General features: G+C 41.8%; 14 protein-coding genes, 2 pseudogenes and 1 riboswitch. Of the genes and pseudogenes, 8 read left to right on the forward strand and 8 right to left on the reverse strand.

Annotated elements, in window-relative coordinates:
• Positions 1 to 14: 14 nt before the first annotated feature.
• From ACEWB7_RS08575 to ACEWB7_RS08585, 3 genes are all read left to right on the forward strand, one after another.
• Complete coding sequence (locus ACEWB7_RS08575) at positions 15 to 701, forward strand: response regulator (RefSeq protein WP_411580603.1); 687 nt, start codon at positions 15 to 17, stop codon at positions 699 to 701.
• A 91-nt stretch (positions 702 to 792) separates the two neighbouring features.
• Positions 793 to 1,299 carry a GNAT family N-acetyltransferase gene (locus tag ACEWB7_RS08580; protein WP_411580605.1) on the forward strand — a complete coding sequence of 169 codons (507 nt, stop codon included), beginning with the start codon at positions 793 to 795 and terminating at the stop codon, positions 1,297 to 1,299.
• A gap of 219 nt (positions 1,300 to 1,518) precedes the next feature.
• Complete coding sequence (locus tag ACEWB7_RS08585; protein WP_411580607.1) at positions 1,519 to 2,874, forward strand: amino acid permease; 1,356 nt, start codon at positions 1,519 to 1,521, stop codon at positions 2,872 to 2,874.
• A gap of 93 nt (positions 2,875 to 2,967) precedes the next feature.
• Here ACEWB7_RS08585 and ACEWB7_RS08590 read toward each other — a convergent pair.
• From ACEWB7_RS08590 to ACEWB7_RS08620, 7 genes and pseudogenes are all read right to left on the reverse strand, one after another.
• Positions 2,968 to 3,315, reverse strand: a pseudogene (locus tag ACEWB7_RS08590) (GNAT family N-acetyltransferase); the annotation flags it as partial.
• Between the two features lie 222 nt (positions 3,316 to 3,537).
• Positions 3,538 to 3,912 (reverse strand): MmcQ/YjbR family DNA-binding protein, encoded by a 375-nt coding sequence (locus ACEWB7_RS08595; protein ID WP_411580608.1) that lies wholly within the window; start codon positions 3,910 to 3,912, stop codon positions 3,538 to 3,540.
• Positions 3,913 to 3,988: 76 nt separating this feature from the next.
• Positions 3,989 to 5,434, reverse strand: a complete 1,446-nt coding sequence (locus tag ACEWB7_RS08600) for a protein adenylyltransferase SelO (RefSeq protein ID WP_411580609.1) — start codon at positions 5,432 to 5,434, stop codon at positions 3,989 to 3,991.
• Positions 5,435 to 5,572: 138 nt separating this feature from the next.
• Complete coding sequence (locus tag ACEWB7_RS08605) at positions 5,573 to 6,739, reverse strand: acyl-CoA desaturase (RefSeq protein WP_034705146.1); 1,167 nt, start codon at positions 6,737 to 6,739, stop codon at positions 5,573 to 5,575.
• 424 nt (positions 6,740 to 7,163) lie between these two features.
• Complete coding sequence (locus ACEWB7_RS08610) at positions 7,164 to 7,877, reverse strand: glycerophosphodiester phosphodiesterase (protein WP_411580610.1); 714 nt, start codon at positions 7,875 to 7,877, stop codon at positions 7,164 to 7,166.
• A 145-nt stretch (positions 7,878 to 8,022) separates the two neighbouring features.
• Positions 8,023 to 8,607, reverse strand: coding sequence for a cob(I)yrinic acid a,c-diamide adenosyltransferase (locus ACEWB7_RS08615; RefSeq protein ID WP_411580611.1), 585 nt, complete (start codon positions 8,605 to 8,607; stop codon positions 8,023 to 8,025).
• A 142-nt stretch (positions 8,608 to 8,749) separates the two neighbouring features.
• On the reverse strand, positions 8,750 to 10,609 hold the full coding sequence (locus ACEWB7_RS08620) for a TonB-dependent receptor plug domain-containing protein (protein WP_411580612.1): 1,860 nt from the start codon (positions 10,607 to 10,609) through the stop codon (positions 8,750 to 8,752).
• A gap of 33 nt (positions 10,610 to 10,642) precedes the next feature.
• Positions 10,643 to 10,867, reverse strand: a riboswitch (cobalamin riboswitch).
• A gap of 192 nt (positions 10,868 to 11,059) precedes the next feature.
• Here ACEWB7_RS08620 and ACEWB7_RS08625 point away from each other — a divergent pair.
• The 3 genes from ACEWB7_RS08625 to ACEWB7_RS08635 all read left to right on the forward strand — a co-directional run bounded on the left by ACEWB7_RS08625 (position 11,060) and on the right by ACEWB7_RS08635 (position 14,283).
• Positions 11,060 to 11,704, forward strand: coding sequence for a phosphoribosylanthranilate isomerase (locus tag ACEWB7_RS08625; protein ID WP_411580614.1), 645 nt, complete (start codon positions 11,060 to 11,062; stop codon positions 11,702 to 11,704).
• Complete coding sequence (gene trpB, locus ACEWB7_RS08630) at positions 11,685 to 12,929, forward strand: tryptophan synthase subunit beta (RefSeq protein WP_411580615.1); 1,245 nt, start codon at positions 11,685 to 11,687, stop codon at positions 12,927 to 12,929. Before ACEWB7_RS08625 ends, trpB begins: the two co-directional genes overlap by 20 nt.
• Positions 12,930 to 13,290: 361 nt before the next feature.
• The gene (locus tag ACEWB7_RS08635; RefSeq protein WP_175966715.1) at positions 13,291 to 14,283 is read left to right on the forward strand and encodes a DUF2804 domain-containing protein; all 993 of its coding nucleotides are present in this window, start codon (positions 13,291 to 13,293) and stop codon (positions 14,281 to 14,283) included.
• A 64-nt stretch (positions 14,284 to 14,347) separates the two neighbouring features.
• On the opposite strand, the gene ACEWB7_RS08640 is transcribed toward ACEWB7_RS08635, so the two are convergent.
• Positions 14,348 to 15,226, reverse strand: coding sequence for a metal-dependent hydrolase (locus tag ACEWB7_RS08640; RefSeq protein ID WP_175966716.1), 879 nt, complete (start codon positions 15,224 to 15,226; stop codon positions 14,348 to 14,350).
• A 140-nt stretch (positions 15,227 to 15,366) separates the two neighbouring features.
• On the opposite strand from ACEWB7_RS08640, the gene ACEWB7_RS08645 reads away from it, so the two are divergent.
• Positions 15,367 to 16,392 carry an AraC family transcriptional regulator ligand-binding domain-containing protein gene (locus tag ACEWB7_RS08645; protein WP_411580616.1) on the forward strand — a complete coding sequence of 342 codons (1,026 nt, stop codon included), beginning with the start codon at positions 15,367 to 15,369 and terminating at the stop codon, positions 16,390 to 16,392.
• A gap of 31 nt (positions 16,393 to 16,423) precedes the next feature.
• A pseudogene (locus tag ACEWB7_RS08650) lies at positions 16,424 to 16,511 on the forward strand (IS1595 family transposase); the annotation flags it as partial.

Raw genomic sequence — 16,511 nt, forward strand, 5'->3', positions numbered from 1 at the left:
AGGAAAATATATTCATGAAACATATCATGCTGGTTGAAGACGAAGTCGAACTTGCCCTGTTGGTGCGAGATTATCTAGAGGCTGCTGGTTTTGAAGTCAGCGTGTTTCATGATGGGCAAGAAGCATATAATAGTTTTACCCAGCGTAAACCGAGCCTGATGATCCTGGACTTGATGGTGCCGCGTATGGATGGTCTGACCATTTGCCTTAAAGTACGTGAACAGTCAGACTTGCCGATCATTATGGTGACTGCGCGTACTGAAGAAATTGACCGTGTGCTTGGCCTGAATATGGGCGCGGATGACTATATCTGTAAGCCATTTAGTCCAAAAGAACTGGTTGCCCGTGTACAGGCTGTATTACGCCGTTTAGACCGTAAAGCTGAGCCGGAAAGCAATGATCTGTTCCGTATGGATAAATCACAACAGCGCATCTGGTATCAGCAAAAAGCCTTAAACTTGACACCGACTGAATTCCGTCTGCTGGAACTGTTCCTAGAGCATGTGGGGCAAGTGTATTCACGTGCACAATTACTGGATCATATCAATCCGGACAGTTTTGATGTGGCAGACCGTGTGATTGATAGTCATATCAAAAATTTGCGCCGTAAAATCTCAGATGCTGCAGAAACCGGAAACCGTCATGAGTGGATTCAGGCCGTTTATGGTGTAGGGTATCGTTTTGAATATCCTGAAGACTGATATTCGAATTCGTTAAAGAAAAGCGGATAGACTTCTTGGTTTGTTCGCTTTTTTTATTTCTGAAAATGATCAATATAAGAGAGCCAAAATAATGAAAATTATCATTCGGGATGAACAGTTTGAAGATATTCCAGCCATTACTGACTTGACCCGAGCGGCCTTTCAAAATGCTGACTATTCAAGTCATACTGAACAATTTATTGTAAATAGTTTGCGTAAGCATGGGCAGTTAACGATTTCTCTAGTTGCACTTGAACATAACCAGCTGGTAGGCCATGTGGCTATTTCACCTGTCACTATCTCTTCAGGTGAAACTGGCTGGTACGGTCTTGGCCCAATTTCGGTATTACCTGCAAGACAAGGACAGGGAATCGGCACTTTACTTATGCAAGCAGCTTTAGATCGCCTGCAACAGTTAGGGGCTCAAGGATGTGTAGTGCTCGGTGATCCTCAATATTATGGTCGTTTCGGGTTTAAGGCTTTTCCAGAACTTTACCTCAAGGATGTTCCACCAGCATATTTTCAAGTCATTGCATTTAATGGATCTATTCCACATGGCGAAGTGGTTTACCATGAGGCGTTTAATGCGACGCAATAATTCAGCAAAAAAGAGCTATTTTTATTTAGAAGTTATAGAGTTTTAAAATAAAAATAGCTTTTAACTAGCATCTATTATGAAATCAATTATCTATATTTCTTTTTATCTGAGTAGATACAAAAAATAAAAGTTTAATAATTAATAACTTAAATTTATGTATTAGTTGATCAGTTGGATACCCGCTACAATTCGGTTTTTTATTCATCATGAGAACGTGTCTTGGAGAGTGAAACACCGCAACTACAGCGCCGTTTAAAGAACCGTCATATCCAGCTGATCGCTATGGGCGGGGCCATTGGAACCGGATTATTCTTGGGGTCCGCACAGATTATTCAGTCCGCAGGACCTTCCATTATTCTGGGCTATTTGATTGGTGGTTTGATTGCATTCCTGATTATGCGCCAGTTAGGCGAGATGATTGTGCATGAGCCTGTGACTGGTTCATTCAGTTATTTTGCATTTAAATACTGGGGTAAATTTCCAGGCTTTTTAACCGGCTGGAATTACTGGATTTTATATATTCTGGTCGCAATGACAGAGCTGACCGCCATTGGCAAATATATCAATTACTGGTGGCCACATATTCCAGCCTGGGTATCTGTACTCATTTTCTTTTTGGCGGTAACCCTTGCCAATCTGGCCAATGTCAAAATTTATGGTGAGTCCGAATTCTGGCTATCGATGATTAAAGTCTTTGCTATCATTGCAATGATTATCTTTGGCATATATTTACTCCTCACTGCCGATGCAACTTCAACCGCTTCGATCAGCAATTTATGGATTCATGGTGGATTTTTTCCGAATGGCTTTGATGGGCTGTTTTATATGCTCGCCTTTATGATGTTTGCTTTTGGTGGTATTGAGCTGATTAGTATGGCAGCGGCAGAAACCGAAAATCCTGACAAGAACATTCCACGTGCCGTGAATCAAACTGTGATTCGGGTATTTTTATTTTATATCTGCTCGCTTGCCGTATTACTTTCACTTGTACCATGGAATCAGCTGAATTTAGGCGATTTAGATCATAGTCCATTTGTAATGATTTTCAGCCAGATGGGGATTGAATGGGCTGCACATTTACTGAATTTCATTATTTTAACTGCTTCACTTTCAGTCTGTAATAGTGGCATGTATGCCAATAGCCGTATGTTGATGGGGCTGGCTCAACAAGGGAATGCATCACAATTATTTAAGAGCGTAAATAAACATGGTGTGCCTGTGGCTGCGGTATTGTTCTCAGCATTTTTGATCTTTGGCTGTGTGATCCTGAATTACTTTGTGCCTGAAAAAGCTTTGAGTTACCTGATTTATATTGTAGTAGCAGCTGCGGTATTGAACTGGATGATGATCAGTTTGATTCATTTGAAATTTAGACAAACCATCAAACGAAAGGGGATTCAAACCAGATTCCCAGCGATCTTTGCGCCGTTTAGTAACTATTTTGTTTTAGCTTTTATGCTGATGATTTTATACATCATGTGGACGCAAGGCTTTATGTTGTCAGTGTTGATGTTGCCGGTGTGGATTGCGGTGTTGTTTGGCGTGTTTAAGTTTCTGAATAAAAGGAATGCTTAAGCCTAAAATCTCCAATCAGAAGAAGCCCGACCAGAAATGATTGGGCTTTTTTCATATTATCGCAATATCTAAAGCTTTTAGATGAGTTAAGGTTTATTTTGATCTTAGTGGCAGAATATACTGAATACAGTCATGAGCCTTATCACCTAAAACTGGAAATTTTGTATAAACAGTAAGTAATTGGACTTGCTGAAAACCTGTTTTTTCTAATACTTGTCTTGACGCTAAATGTTCAGTAGCACAAAAGGTTTCAACTTTCGTCAGTTTTTGGCTTTGTTTTAGAAATTGGATTACCGAAGTCATCGCTTTACACATCAAACCTTGTCCTTGATAAGGAGTTCCAAGCCCGAAGAGAATTTCTCCAATATCATGCCTTTGTATAAAGATCAAAATACCCATAGGTTGCTGAGTTAAATGATCTACAATAATCCACATAAACTCAGGGTCTGAGTTTTCCCACTTTTACCTTGCCCAGTTTTCTAAAGTTTGTCGAGTTTGAGTTTGGCTCTGATGTGGGTGTCTTTGCAAATATTTTGATGCTGCTAGATCGCTAAAATAGTTTTGAAATAAATTGATTTCATCACCACAGTGGTAGGAGCGAAGAATTAAACGCTTTGTCTTTAATGTTATTGGTTTGATCTTAGTCATCGGTGGTATCTGCACTTATTTTTCTAATGTTCGTAATAATTCAATTCGTACTTTTTCTGCTTTCTTTAATTTCGATATTACTAATTCATAAGAATTCTGTACTAGGTCCTCAACCAGAGATTCATCCAGTTGATTATCTTCATACACCGAGATCCAGTGCCGTTTATTCATATGCCAGCCCGCATGGATATAAGAATAAATATCTCTCAGCATAGCACCATGATCAGGCACTACTTTTAAATTAATGACAGCTTTGCCTTGAAGATAGAACTGAAGCATAAAGACTTTATCTAGCACCTTGAATACATCACAACCTTCACCGAAAGGCTGAGTCACAGTGACTTCAGGTAAACTTATCGCTATCTTTGCTGAGATTTGATGTAAGGTCATAAGTTACGAATAAATCAAAATAAAACTGTGGATAATGCTTAAATTATCCACAGTTTTTGGTCGTCTTGTGAATAAATTAAGATGAACAACTCACCATGACTTCAGGCACATCACTCGGCAATGGCCCTAAATCTTCAGGGTGTTCCAGATCTGGCTGTTTTAAATAGGGCTGACTCAATAATTTAAACAGGCGATCGACTTCGGAAAAGTCATCCCGCTCAGCCAGTTCAATTGCTTTCTGTGCCATGTGATTGCGCAGGATATAGTGTGGATTGACGAGTTGCATGGCGGCATCTAATTCTTCAATATCCTGATGTTCGCGGATCGCTTCATATTGAGTCAGGAATGCTTCAAACTGACGGCGATCCAAACAATCATCCTTGATTGCTTCATATTTATGATTTTGCAGGCGAATAAAGCTTTGCGTATAGTCGAGTTGCTCGCTTTGCAAGATTCTGAGAAAAGCCATAGCGCAGTCAAAACTGTCTTTGTGAAAACTCGGTAAGCCCATTTTCTGGTTTAGGCCATGCTTATAATGTTCCAGGAAAGTCGGTTCATAATGTTCCAGACATTGGGCCAGATCCTGTTTCCATTGTTCTTCATCATAGTTTTCAGGACATAATGGAATCAGGTTATTCAGCCACATCCACAAGTTCCAGTGGCCGATGCTTGGTTGCTGCTGATAAGTATAGCGACCCTGATAATCCGAGTGGTTATTAATCCAGTTGGGACGGAATCGCTCCATAAACCCATACGGGCCAAAGTCTAGCGTGGAACCGGTAATATTCAGGTTATCGGTGTTCATGACACCATGCGCAAATCCGACCAGTTGCCATTTGGCAATCATCACTGCCGTGCGCTGAATCACTTGGGTAGCAAATGCCAGAATAGGCTGTTCTGCTTGCAGACATTGCGGATAATGCCATTCCATGCATTTTTGTGTGAATACAGGCAGCAAGTCTGGCTGATACTGATTGATCCATTCAAAATGTCCAAACCGGATATGACAGTCAGACGTCCGTAATAGCATCGCGCCCGGTTCCAGTTTTTCACGCTGTACACCTTGAGCGGAAGAGGTAAAGCCGACAGCATTACTGGATTCTACACCTAGCGCATTTAAGGCATGTCCGGCCAGATATTCCCGAATTACCGAGCGTAAGACTGCACGACCATCTCCCATACGCGAATACGGCGTTGCACCAGCACCTTTCAAATGCAGGTCAATGGTCTGGTTATCTTTATCTAGAATCTGGGCGATTAATAAACCACGTCCATCACCCAGTTGTCCTGCCCATTGTCCAAACTGATGGCCAGCATAAACCATGGCCAAAGGTTCAAACTCGGCAAAGGTTTTTTGACCACTACAGATTTCGACCCATTGTGCTTTATCTTCCTCAGCCCATTGCAGTTGCTCAGCAAGTGCAGCATTAAAATGTCCCGCTTTAGCACCTTTTAAAGGCAGTGGGGGCTGATGATGATAAAGGCGAGGAGGGAGAGTTTGATATCGGGAATTAAAATACATGGCAGTTAAAATACTTAGGCAATAGAAGCAATATAACAAAGATCTTTGTTTAAAACTGTTGTAAAAGGAAAGTATAAGTAAGACGAGTAGAAATAAAAAAAGCCCCTGATTTCAGGAGCTTTTTTAAGAATTCAAATCTTATTGAGAGACAGGCGCTTTTTTCAAATTACGTACTAACAGATTCAGTGTTTCACGATGATGAGAAAGACGCTGTTCAACCAGCTGGAATTCAACTTTAAGTTTGTCATCCATCTGGTGAATCTTTTCTGCCACAGCAGCCTTTTTCACCTGAATTTCCTGTTCTTTCAGTTTGGCCCAGTCATTCAATGTTTGAGTAAAGGCTTCATATTCTTGAGCAATCTTACTTTTTACATTGATAATGTCTTCATTGACATTATGACCATATACCGCCAGATCCTGCTCGGCATATTTAAACTTCATTGCCAGTTCAGCTTTTTTGATATTAAAGCTTGGAATACGGCGTAAATTTTTCGCAAGGCACAGTTTAGAACAAGTCCAGATTAACCATTTGGTTGGGTCATATTGCCACCATTTCACGCCATTACGGTAATCGTATTGGAAAATGTGATGATAGTTATGATAACCCTCACCCCAAGTTGCAATCGCTAACCAGAAGTTATCACGTGCAGTATTTTCATCCGTATAAGGACGTGAACCCCACATATGGCACAATGAGTTAATGAAGAAGGTCACGTGATGGCTGAGGATTAAACGAACCAGACCACCCAATAACAATACACCCCAGACATCGCCTACAGCCCAGCCGATTGGCAACAAGATTGCAGCATGTACTGCAATCACTAAAGGTACATAGTATTTGTGCTGGAACATAACGACTTTGTCGTTTTGCAGGTCTGGTGCATTTTTGTAGTTTGGTTCTGCAGCAGGATAGTCACGCAGCATCCAGCCCAGGTGCGCATACCAGAAGCCGTTATTAATTGAATATGGGTCTTTTTCCACGTCATCGACATGACGATGATGGGTACGGTGACCTGAACCCCAGTACAGAATACTGTTCTGCACCGCAAAGGTACCCATGATCATTAAAATGATTTTTAAAGGTAAAGTCGCTTCATAAGCACGATGTGCCCAAAGACGATGATAGCCCGCTGTAATCCCCAGGCTGCTAACGCCGAGCAAAACAAACATACTGATCCAAGCAGCAAGGCTAAAATCATGGTGATACGCATATAACGGAATCGCGATAACAGCTACAATGGGTAAAACTACCAGAGCAAACACAGCGACCCAGTTAATTGGGGCTTGAGGTAGGGGAGCATTCATCTCCAACAGCACTCCTGGAACCTGGGAAGGCATAACAAAAAGCAGAGGCCGCTATTGTTTATTTTAACAGCGGTTAAGTCATTCATATTAGCACGCCCCCTAGGGCATCACTAGCATTATTGTACGGTTGTATTGTACTTATCGGTAACAGAATAAGTAGGATGAAAACTACCATTTTCGCAGGCTAGACAGGCTCTGATTTCCGAGTAAATCACTGAGATTTTTAAAGCTTTTAATCAAATTTATTTTCTTAAAATGGGTCAAATGAATGTTCATTTTTTCTACTAGATTGCAGGGAAATAAATTTGTAAGCAAATCCATAACCTAAGGTTAAACAAGATTACAGACAGGTATTCTTCTTTAAATGATTTTTCAAGGCTTAAGGAAAAATAACCTATATATAGAATCTTGTATTTTGGGTTAGTTAAAGATGTTGCATCATTAACTTCGGATAATCGGTAATGAGACCCTGAATACCCCAGTCGCGTAATTCTTTGGCACGATTAACATCATTTACGGTCCAGACGCTGATGGTGAGTTTGGCAGCTTGTGTGGCTTGAATAATATCTTTGCTGGCCAGCTCATTCATCCAGCCAATCTGACAACAGCCAAGTTCCAAGGCTTGATCAATTGCCTGATATTTCACATCTGTTTCAATCAGAAGGCCACGCTTTAAACTGGAATTTTGCTGCTGCAAGGCCTGATGGATTTTAGGATCAAAGCTAGTGATCACGACTGACTGCTCATAACCCTGTAACTGCTGTTCAAGCTCAAGCGTGATTTTTTCGGCATCGACTTGGCTCGCTACACTTTTGACTTCGACTTCAATATGGTCAAAGTTGTGAATCACAGTTAAGGTCTGATCCAGCATGGGGGTCGCTTCGACCTTATTCCATTCTGACCATTTCACTGCGTGGTTATATTGACTGAGATCCTGACGGCTACATTCGTAGAGGGGTTTCTGCAAACCGGTAGTTCGTACAAAGTTATCATCATGCATGATGATGAGGGCATTGTCTTTAAGCTGGCGTACGTCAAATTCAACCGCACGAATCCCGATATCCTGAATATATTGAAAACCGCCTAGTGTATTTTCAGGTGCTTCCCCACGCGCACCGCGATGTCCGATTATGCGCATGCTGCGATAACCTGAAAAAGTGAAGATGAAAACATAATGATGAAGAGTTGTGACAGGAGTATTGCAATATTCTGCACCTGAAACACTTTGTTGCAAATACCGTTGGCGCAGAATTTTCCGTGCAATTTAATACATTTTAGTGGATTTATTGATCAATGGTCTCGTTGATATTTTTTTGCCATAACACCTCAGAACCGCCTTCAGTACGTTGCAAGGTGCGTGAAGCCACAAACAGCCAGTCAGATAGGCGATTTAATAGCTGCAGGGAAGTCGCCTGAATATTCTGGTCGCGTGAGTGAACTGACATCACGCTGCGTTCTGCGCGACGGCAGACTGCACGCGCCTGATGGGCAAAGCTGCACACCAGCGTTCCGGCAGGCAGAATAAAGTCTTTTAACATCGGCAACGCTTCATTCATGCGGTCGATATCATTTTCTAAAAACTCAATTGATACCGGTTGCACCAGATTAAAACCTGGAATACACACTTCACCGCCCAGATCAAATAGCCAGTGCTGGATCAGGCTTAAAGATTTATCCCAGTTCGCTTTATCCTGAATGCTGCTTGCTGCAATTTGTGCACGTAAAACCCCAATGATGGCATTTAGCTCATCCACATCACCGAGTGCGGTAATACGCAAGTCATCTTTGACGACACGTGAGCCATCGCCCAGTCCTGTTGTGCCTGAGTCGCCTGTGCGGGTATAAATTTTGCTTAAACGGTGGCCCATGGTCGTTCCTTATTTGAAAAGTGAAAGTTGCGTGTTTGCTTGTAAGAAATAAAAGTTGGCGCAATAAAAAAAGGATAATGCCGGTCAAAACATTATCCATAAACTGCGCTGTTTTTAAATTTTTTTGAGTCTTTACGTTAAATTAATAACGGAAAGTGACTCCAGCAGAGGCAAGGCGACCGCCATTGATGTACCAATCTGCTGGTGAATTATCCCAAGAGCTTGCTGCCTTATAAGCTTCACGATATTGCACATCGCCAATGTTTTGAATGTTCGTAAAGACTTTAACCGTTGGGCTAATGTTCCAATACGCATTTAAGTCGACAGTGGCATAACCAGGAACTTTTACGCTATTCGCGCTATTGCTGGCATTTGCATGTGAACGTGCGATTAAAGAAGTACTGAGTCCATAGACAGAGTTTTCTAATCCCGCAGTGAAGGTAAGCGTCTGTTTAGGACGATAGGCAATTTCTAACCCTGTCGCTTTATTCTCAGTTTCAACATAAGCATATTCTGTTGCGAGGAATAAATCGTCGTGTTTCCATTTTAGACCAGCTTCACCGCCTGTAAAGTTGGCTTTGCCTACATTTTGATTGCTTCCGCTATAGACAATTAAGTTATCCACCTTGATACGATAAACCGAAAAACTAGTGGCTAGATTATCCGTAATAGCATAATCAAAACCGAGTTCATAAGAGATGCTTTCTTCGGGTTCTAAATTTTCATTACCACCCCACTGAGAATATAGCTCATTTAGGGTTGGAGCACGGAATGCACTGCCAATGTTGGCATATATGCTTGCATTAGGCAGGTAATGATAGCGAACAGCAGCTTGTCCAACAGTATGATTGCCAAAGCGCTCATTGTCTTCTAAACGGACACCAAATTGCGTATCAAATTGTTCATTTTTAAATTGGTGTTGTAGATAATAACCTGTGCTATTCACGCTCTGATCTTGGTTTTTGATTGAGCTTGTTTTGTAATTGGCATCATTATAAGTTGCACCAAGCAAAATGTTTTGCTTGGGCGTAAAGTTCCACTTCAGGTTTAGATCAGTTTGATTGTTTTCTGTATCATATTTTGAACCGTAGGCAGGTACATCTTGTTTATCTTGAACATTTGCAAAATGAGCGCCTAAAATTAAATTTTGCAGAATATTGTAATCAACTTTTGCATTAATGACACGATTTACAAAATTACGAGGAGCCGTGTTGGTAATGTAATCATTACTGAAAATACTGGTTCCTTTATTTTCACTAATCGAAGCAGAGGCATCAACTTGATTTTCTTGAAAATAGCCTACTTTAGCATTGTAGCCTTTTTGATCGTAGCTGGCATTTTTGCTTTTATCTTGGCTTTCAAAAATGCGAGTTCCATCACTTTCTAAGCGCTGTCCACCTACTTGAGCATAGAAGCCTTGATCTGTGACTAAATCTGTTTTTGCAATGGTTTTATAAGTATTGTTTTCACCATAGATGCCCGTTAATTCTGCACCAGACTTCACAGGTTTTTTTGAAATAAGTTGAACTACACCGCCAATTGCATCACTTCCATATTGAACGGAAGCTGGACCTTTCAAAATTTCAATTTGTTGAACATCCGAAGTATCTAAAAATGCAGGATAAAGTGGACCAAGCTCATTTTGGCTATTTAAGCGAGCACCATCTTTTAGTACTAAGGTATGTACGGCTTTAGTTCCACGTAATCCAATTTCTGAAATTTGCCCCATACCACCACTTTGTTTCACATAAACAGAAGGGTCTTGTTGGATTAAGTCAGATAAATTGAGAGCAGGATTCTTTTCAATCGTATTTTGATTGATGACAGAAATACGCGCTGGAACATTTTCAATCTTTTCTTCGGAACGTGATGCAGTTACCACCAATGTTTCTAAAGATGCATTTACAACATTAGAACTGTCTTGTGCAGATACAGACGTAGAGAAACCCATCGCAAGCGCGATTGCGCCTACTAAAGCAGTAGGCTGAAATAAATTTGACATGTTTGCTCCATACATTCACCCCACGTGAATGATTGAGTTAAGGGCACAACAAGCAGGTCTCCGGACTACAATGTGCCAAGCATCTTTTAATCAATGATTACTTCGCTGTATATCCACCTTCCCATATTGTTCATACAGTGGTGTAAATCATAAGATTTAAATTGATATACGTTTCATGGTTACCGTTGCGGGGGCAGTGTTGGACTTTCACCAACTTCCCTAAAGCTCAAAGCTAGAACTCGTTGCATTTGCGCGAAGTATAAAGTCTGTTCGGCATTTAAACAACGGAAATGCAGAATAATCCGCCTGAACTTCACTCAACCCCTGAAAATTGCATTACAATGATTCGCCCTAATATCTGATTTTGTTTGTGGGAACAGACAATTTAAAAGTCACATACAGCAAGATCAGCAAAATGAAGATTGAAAATCAGGATTAGAGTTCAAAACGATGCGTACCCGTGCCAAAATTTGCGGAATCACGCGAATTCAAGATATAAACAGTGTGGTACATGCGGGTGCAGATGCAATTGGCTTGGTGTTTTATCCTCCAAGTCCGCGCCATGTGAACATTGAACAAGCACAAGGCTTGCTGCAAAACATTCCCGCTTATGTGCAAGTGGTTGGTTTATTTGTCAATGCAACGGCTGATGAAATTGCCGCTGTACTAAAACAAGTGCCTTTAGATATTCTGCAGTTTCATGGTGATGAAATTCCTAAACAATGTCAGGCTATTGCCCGGCAAGTTGGGCGTCGCTGGTATAAAGCGATTCAGGTCAAACCTGATCTGGATGTAGTCGCTGAGATTCAACACTATCAGACAGCAGGGGCCAGCGCAGTACTGTTAGACGCATGGCATCCTGATTTAAAAGGTGGCACCGGACACAGCTTTGACTGGAGCACCTTTCCTCAATTAGATATTCCCTTGATCCTGGCTGGGGGCTTAAACCCGGACAATATCGAGGAGGCAATTCACACCACACAGGCTTATGCTGTTGATGTTAGTGGTGGTGTCGAATCCGCAAAAGGTATAAAAGACCAACAACTCATAGAACGCTTTATGCAAGGAGTCCATCGTGGATCAGCAAAGTACTAATCACAACAAGCCCGTGATTGACTATACCCAATTCCCGGATGAGCGTGGACATTTCGGTATCCATGGCGGGCGTTTTGTGTCAGAAACTCTGATGGCGGCTTTACAAGATCTGGAAAAGCTTTATTTCCGCATGAAAGATGATAAACAGTTTCTGGCAGAATTCGACCGTGATCTAGCCTACTACGTAGGTCGTCCTAGTCCTTTATATCATGCTGAGCGATGGTCGAAAGAGTTGGGTGGTGCGCAAATTTACTTAAAGCGTGAAGATCTGAACCATACCGGCTCGCATAAAGTAAACAATACGATTGGTCAGGCTTTACTGGCTAAACTTTCAGGCAAAAAACGCATTATTGCGGAAACAGGTGCCGGTCAGCATGGTGTAGCAACTGCAACCATCGCAGCGCGTTTAGGTCTTGAATGTGTGGTGTTCATGGGTGCTGAAGACGTGAAACGTCAGGCGATGAACGTTTACCGTATGCGTCTGCTGGGTGCAACAGTTGTTCCTGTAGAAAGTGGCTCTAAAACATTAAAAGATGCCATGAACGAAGCGATGCGTGACTGGGTTACCAACGTTGACTCAACTTATTATGTGATTGGTACCGTGGCAGGTCCACACCCATATCCACAATTGGTTCGTGACTTCCAGTCCATTATTGGCCGTGAAGCACGCCGTCAGATTCAGGAACAGGCAGGTCGCCTTCCAGATGCATTGGTTGCTTGTGTCGGTGGTGGTTCAAATGCAATGGGTTTGTTCTATCCATTCCTGAACGATCAGGATGTGAAAATGTATGGTGTTGAAGCCGCAGGTTTAGGGATCGAAACTGGCAAGCACTCTGCACCACTGAATGCGGGTCACGTCGGTGTACTGCATGGTAACCGTACTTATCTGATGTCTGATAAAGAAGGTCAGATCATTGAAACGCATTCAATTTCTGCTGGTCTGGATTATCCAGGCGTAGGTCCGGAACACAGCTTCCTGAAAGATATGGAACGCGTGAACTACGTGCCGATTAATGATCAGGAAGCGTTACAAGGTTTCCGTGATCTAACCAAGATCGAAGGGATTATTCCTGCGCTTGAAAGTTCACATGCGATGGCTTATGTCACTAAACTTGCACCAACCATGGACAAGGATCAAATCATTATTGCGACCGTTTCTGGTCGTGGTGATAAAGACTTGATGACCGTTGCCTGTATTGATGGTGTAGAAATGGTCGAGATGTAAAATCTCCCCTAGCCCCTCTTTTTCAAAGAGGGGAGAAAACCCTTCTTTCTAAAAGGAGGGCAGGGTGGATTAAGAAAAATCGTGTTGAATTATTCAGCACGATTTTTTTATTTTTATAGATAAGAAAATTTTTAGAGAGTAAGAGGAAGAAGCAATCTGGCTAAAAATGGGATAAAAACTATTCAAGTTCTAGATAAAACGGCAAAAAATCAGTTTCTCATTCAAAAAATTAAAATGATTATTTTAAGTAGAATTGGCTGGAAGAGCTGACGAACGGTTTTAAAAAATTCTTTATCAAATCTCAATAATCGGCATAATAGCTTCAAGCAAAAATAGTTTTTGATTGAGATGGAATGTCTTAATGGATTTAATTCAGGAAAATGGACAACCACGTTACGGACGTTTCAAAGAAATTCCAAAAAGTATTGATTACAATGCGTACCAGTACAAAAATCCCTATGGTGATGTACTCAAGGGATGGCGTAAGCAACTAAAATATAAAAAATTTAAATTCTGTAGTATTCAACACGAACATTATACAATTGGCCTTGCGATTGCTGATATCGCTTGGGCTGGGCACAGTTTTTTCTACATCTATAACCATAGTACCAACGAAGTGCAGGAATGGAATGCGATCAATTTCTTCTCGCGCAATACGGTGCTAGACGAACAGCCATTATTTAATCATAGTTATTTTCACAAATCTCCCTTTCAGATTGATATCCAGCATGCCAATGGGGTGCGTTATATCCATGTGACCAAATATGGTGAAATCAAGCTTAGTGCCCGAATTTTCTGTGCAGGTACAGACCCGCTGAGTATGTGCAGTCCGACCGGAATCAATGGCTGGACCTATACCCAGAAATTGACCACTTTGGGTTGTGAAGGTTATTTCGTAAATAAGCAGGGTGAAACCATCCAGTTTAATGAGCGCACCTTCGCCTCTCTGGATGATACCTGCGGCTTTTTGCGTCCTGAAACTGCCTGGTTCTGGCTATCTTGTAATTTCTGGGATGCCAATCATAATCGTATCGGGATCAATCTCGCTTCCGGTGTTAATGAAAGCTTTGGTAATGAAAACTGTTTGTGGGTAAATGGTAAAATTTATCTTGTGGCGGATGTGTTGTTTCAGCAGGAATCTGACGAACGCTGGAATATCCAGTCATTAGATGGCTGCTTGAACCTGAATGTGCACACAGGCTGGCGCCGTTATGAAAATCTGAATTTACGTCTGGTCGGCAGTCAGTTTAGCCAGTGGCAGGCAAAAGTATCAGGGACTATCCGGCAAAATGGTCAGGAGATTGTACTGGTTAATGAATATGGACTTTTAGAACAGCACTATGCTAAATGGTAATTCATTTTTCCAACTTCTAAATCTAAAAAAGCCTTCGATTTTGAAGGCTTTTTGATTTCTAGGTTTAATCTTCTGCAGCTTGCCAGAACGCTTCTCCTGCTTGAATCGGGTCACCGGTTTCTGCCAGCGTTTTTACCCAGACATCATATTGAGCAATCACTGGATGCTGGGATGGATGGAAATCCTTTTTAAACCAGTCACGATACTGTTTACCCATACGAGTCAAAGTGCCTTTTTTACCAAAGAACCAAGGTAGGCCACGGATATTCATTTGCAGTCGTTGCAGTGGGCTAAAGCCATCATGTTTGAGCATGACATTGGCACGGTAAATGGTAAAACCAAACATCAGCAAAGTCGTGATGAGCAAGGTGTATTGACGCAGCCATTCTGGCGTTTTTGCCACATCTTTCATGACATCAAAAGCAACATCGCGATGTTCCATTTCCTCAATCGCATGCCAGGCAAACATGGCGCGAACAAAAGGATGGGCATTTCTTAAAGTATCTTTTTGCCCATAAAAAGTTTCAGCCATGAGCGCGGTCAAATGTTCCGCGGCTGCAGTGACTGCAATATTGTACTCAGGCGAACGGTTCTTCAGATCATAGTTCATCATGTAGTTCAGACGCTGAATAAACTGATCGACCGGCATGCCTTGTTCGCGCATCAGGTTATTCATCTTGTCATGGGCAATACCATGCTGGGCTTCCTGACGGATAAAATCAGCTACCCGTTTCTGTAAATCTGGGTCTTTGATCTGGTCGCGGAACAGACGCACACTCTGAATGAAATAACGTTCACCGTCTGGAAAGGTCAGACTCAGTGCATCAAACATACGGGTCAGGAATGGATCGCCACCAAACCAGTAGCGTGGAATTTCACTCAGCTTAAAATCAAGATTACTACGTACCACAGGCGGTATGGAAGATTTTAAAGGTGCGTTCATCTGCTTTCATTCTTTTTCTGGAGATGCTGACAGTATGTTCAGAATTGCACAAATTGTTTTGACAGATATGGCCAATTTTTATACATTTTACGCCAGAGAAAAATAAAATATACATTCGCAGCGGAGACAGGGACGCGCTCATGCAGGACATCAAAATCTCCAATGGTTATATCCAGCTATGGACCACCTATTTGCGTAGCTTAAATATAGAACCTTTAACTGCAGAGTTTCTTGCAGATCTACGACCTCAGCTCATTGAACTGATTGATCAGCCTTTTGATGCGCAAGTTCCGCTGGATTTTCTCAATAGCATCCTGTTAAGAACCCAAAAACAGTTAGCATGCCCCCAGTTAATTTTTGAAATTGTGCAATGTATTCGGCCAGAACATTTTGGTGTGTTGGGCTATATGGTATCTAAAAGCAGCAGTATTCCTGAGATCATTGGCTACATCATGCGTTTTCAGCGACTGGTCATTGATGGGAGTGAATTTGTCCCATTGCAACTAAGACAGCATGCGCAGAGTATTGAATTGTATTGGATCTATCAGGATGAGCGTTATAACCTGCTGAACGAGCTGACCATCGCAGCCATGGTGCAATTAGGACGTTTTATTTTGCAGGATCATCCTTTGCTCTTGCGTCGGGTGCGCTTTGCCCATGCGCCAGAAATTGCCCGAATTCACTATCAAAAATTCTATGCTGCGGAAGTGCAGTTTTCACAGCAGGATTATGGCTTTGAACTGGATATACAGGGACTGAACCTGAAATCGGAACAGGCCGATCCCATGCTATTACAGTTATTGATTCGTCAAGCTGAAGAAGCGATTGCAGCCAAACCGCCTGTAGAAAGTATTTTAACTCAGGCCCAAAAAGTGGTCGCGGAGCATTTAAGAAGCAGACAGCAGGCCATTAAAATTGAACAGCTGGCCGAGCAACTGTTTGTATCAACCCGCACTTTGCAACGCCAGCTAAATGAACAGGGCATATCTTTTAAAAAACTGTTGGAGCAGGAAAGGATCAAGCGCTGTGAAAACTTATTGCATCAGCCTCTAAGCCTGACCGAGATTGCCCGGCAACTGGATTATTCTGACCAGTCGGCTTTGGCCCGAGCCTATAAGGCGGCAACAGGCAGGACATTATTGCAATATAGAAAACAGTGGCTCTAGACTAGCAAAATGATTATGTTAGTCTAGAATCATGATAGAAAACAGTAAATTAAGTCACTACAAGATTAAAAAAATTATTCAATGCTTTTGTGTTGATATTCCTGCTTCCAAAACAGCCT

Origin of the sequence: Acinetobacter sp. NIOH-H-8 (assembly GCF_046635365.1) — a bacterium.
GTDB lineage: Bacteria > Pseudomonadota > Gammaproteobacteria > Pseudomonadales > Moraxellaceae > Acinetobacter.

Excerpts from the sequence above, each read along its gene's own strand:
- ACEWB7_RS08625 (WP_411580614.1), top strand. The coding sequence starts at position 11,060 with ATGCGTACCCGTGCCAAAATTTGCGGAATCACGCGAATTCAAGATATA.
- ACEWB7_RS08610 (WP_411580610.1), bottom strand. The coding sequence starts at position 7,877 with ATGCGCATAATCGGACATCGCGGTGCGCGTGGGGAAGCACCTGAAAAT.
- ACEWB7_RS08600 (WP_411580609.1), bottom strand. The coding sequence starts at position 5,434 with ATGTATTTTAATTCCCGATATCAAACTCTCCCTCCTCGCCTTTATCAT.
- ACEWB7_RS08620 (WP_411580612.1), bottom strand. The coding sequence starts at position 10,609 with ATGTCAAATTTATTTCAGCCTACTGCTTTAGTAGGCGCAATCGCGCTT.
- ACEWB7_RS08580 (WP_411580605.1), top strand. The coding sequence starts at position 793 with ATGAAAATTATCATTCGGGATGAACAGTTTGAAGATATTCCAGCCATT.
- ACEWB7_RS08595 (WP_411580608.1), bottom strand. The coding sequence starts at position 3,912 with ATGACCTTACATCAAATCTCAGCAAAGATAGCGATAAGTTTACCTGAA.
- ACEWB7_RS08605 (WP_034705146.1), bottom strand. The coding sequence starts at position 6,739 with ATGAATGCTCCCCTACCTCAAGCCCCAATTAACTGGGTCGCTGTGTTT.
- ACEWB7_RS08645 (WP_411580616.1), top strand. The coding sequence starts at position 15,367 with ATGCAGGACATCAAAATCTCCAATGGTTATATCCAGCTATGGACCACC.
- ACEWB7_RS08640 (WP_175966716.1), bottom strand. The coding sequence starts at position 15,226 with ATGAACGCACCTTTAAAATCTTCCATACCGCCTGTGGTACGTAGTAAT.
- ACEWB7_RS08615 (WP_411580611.1), bottom strand. The coding sequence starts at position 8,607 with ATGGGCCACCGTTTAAGCAAAATTTATACCCGCACAGGCGACTCAGGC.
- ACEWB7_RS08575 (WP_411580603.1), top strand. The coding sequence starts at position 15 with ATGAAACATATCATGCTGGTTGAAGACGAAGTCGAACTTGCCCTGTTG.
- ACEWB7_RS08635 (WP_175966715.1), top strand. The coding sequence starts at position 13,291 with ATGGATTTAATTCAGGAAAATGGACAACCACGTTACGGACGTTTCAAA.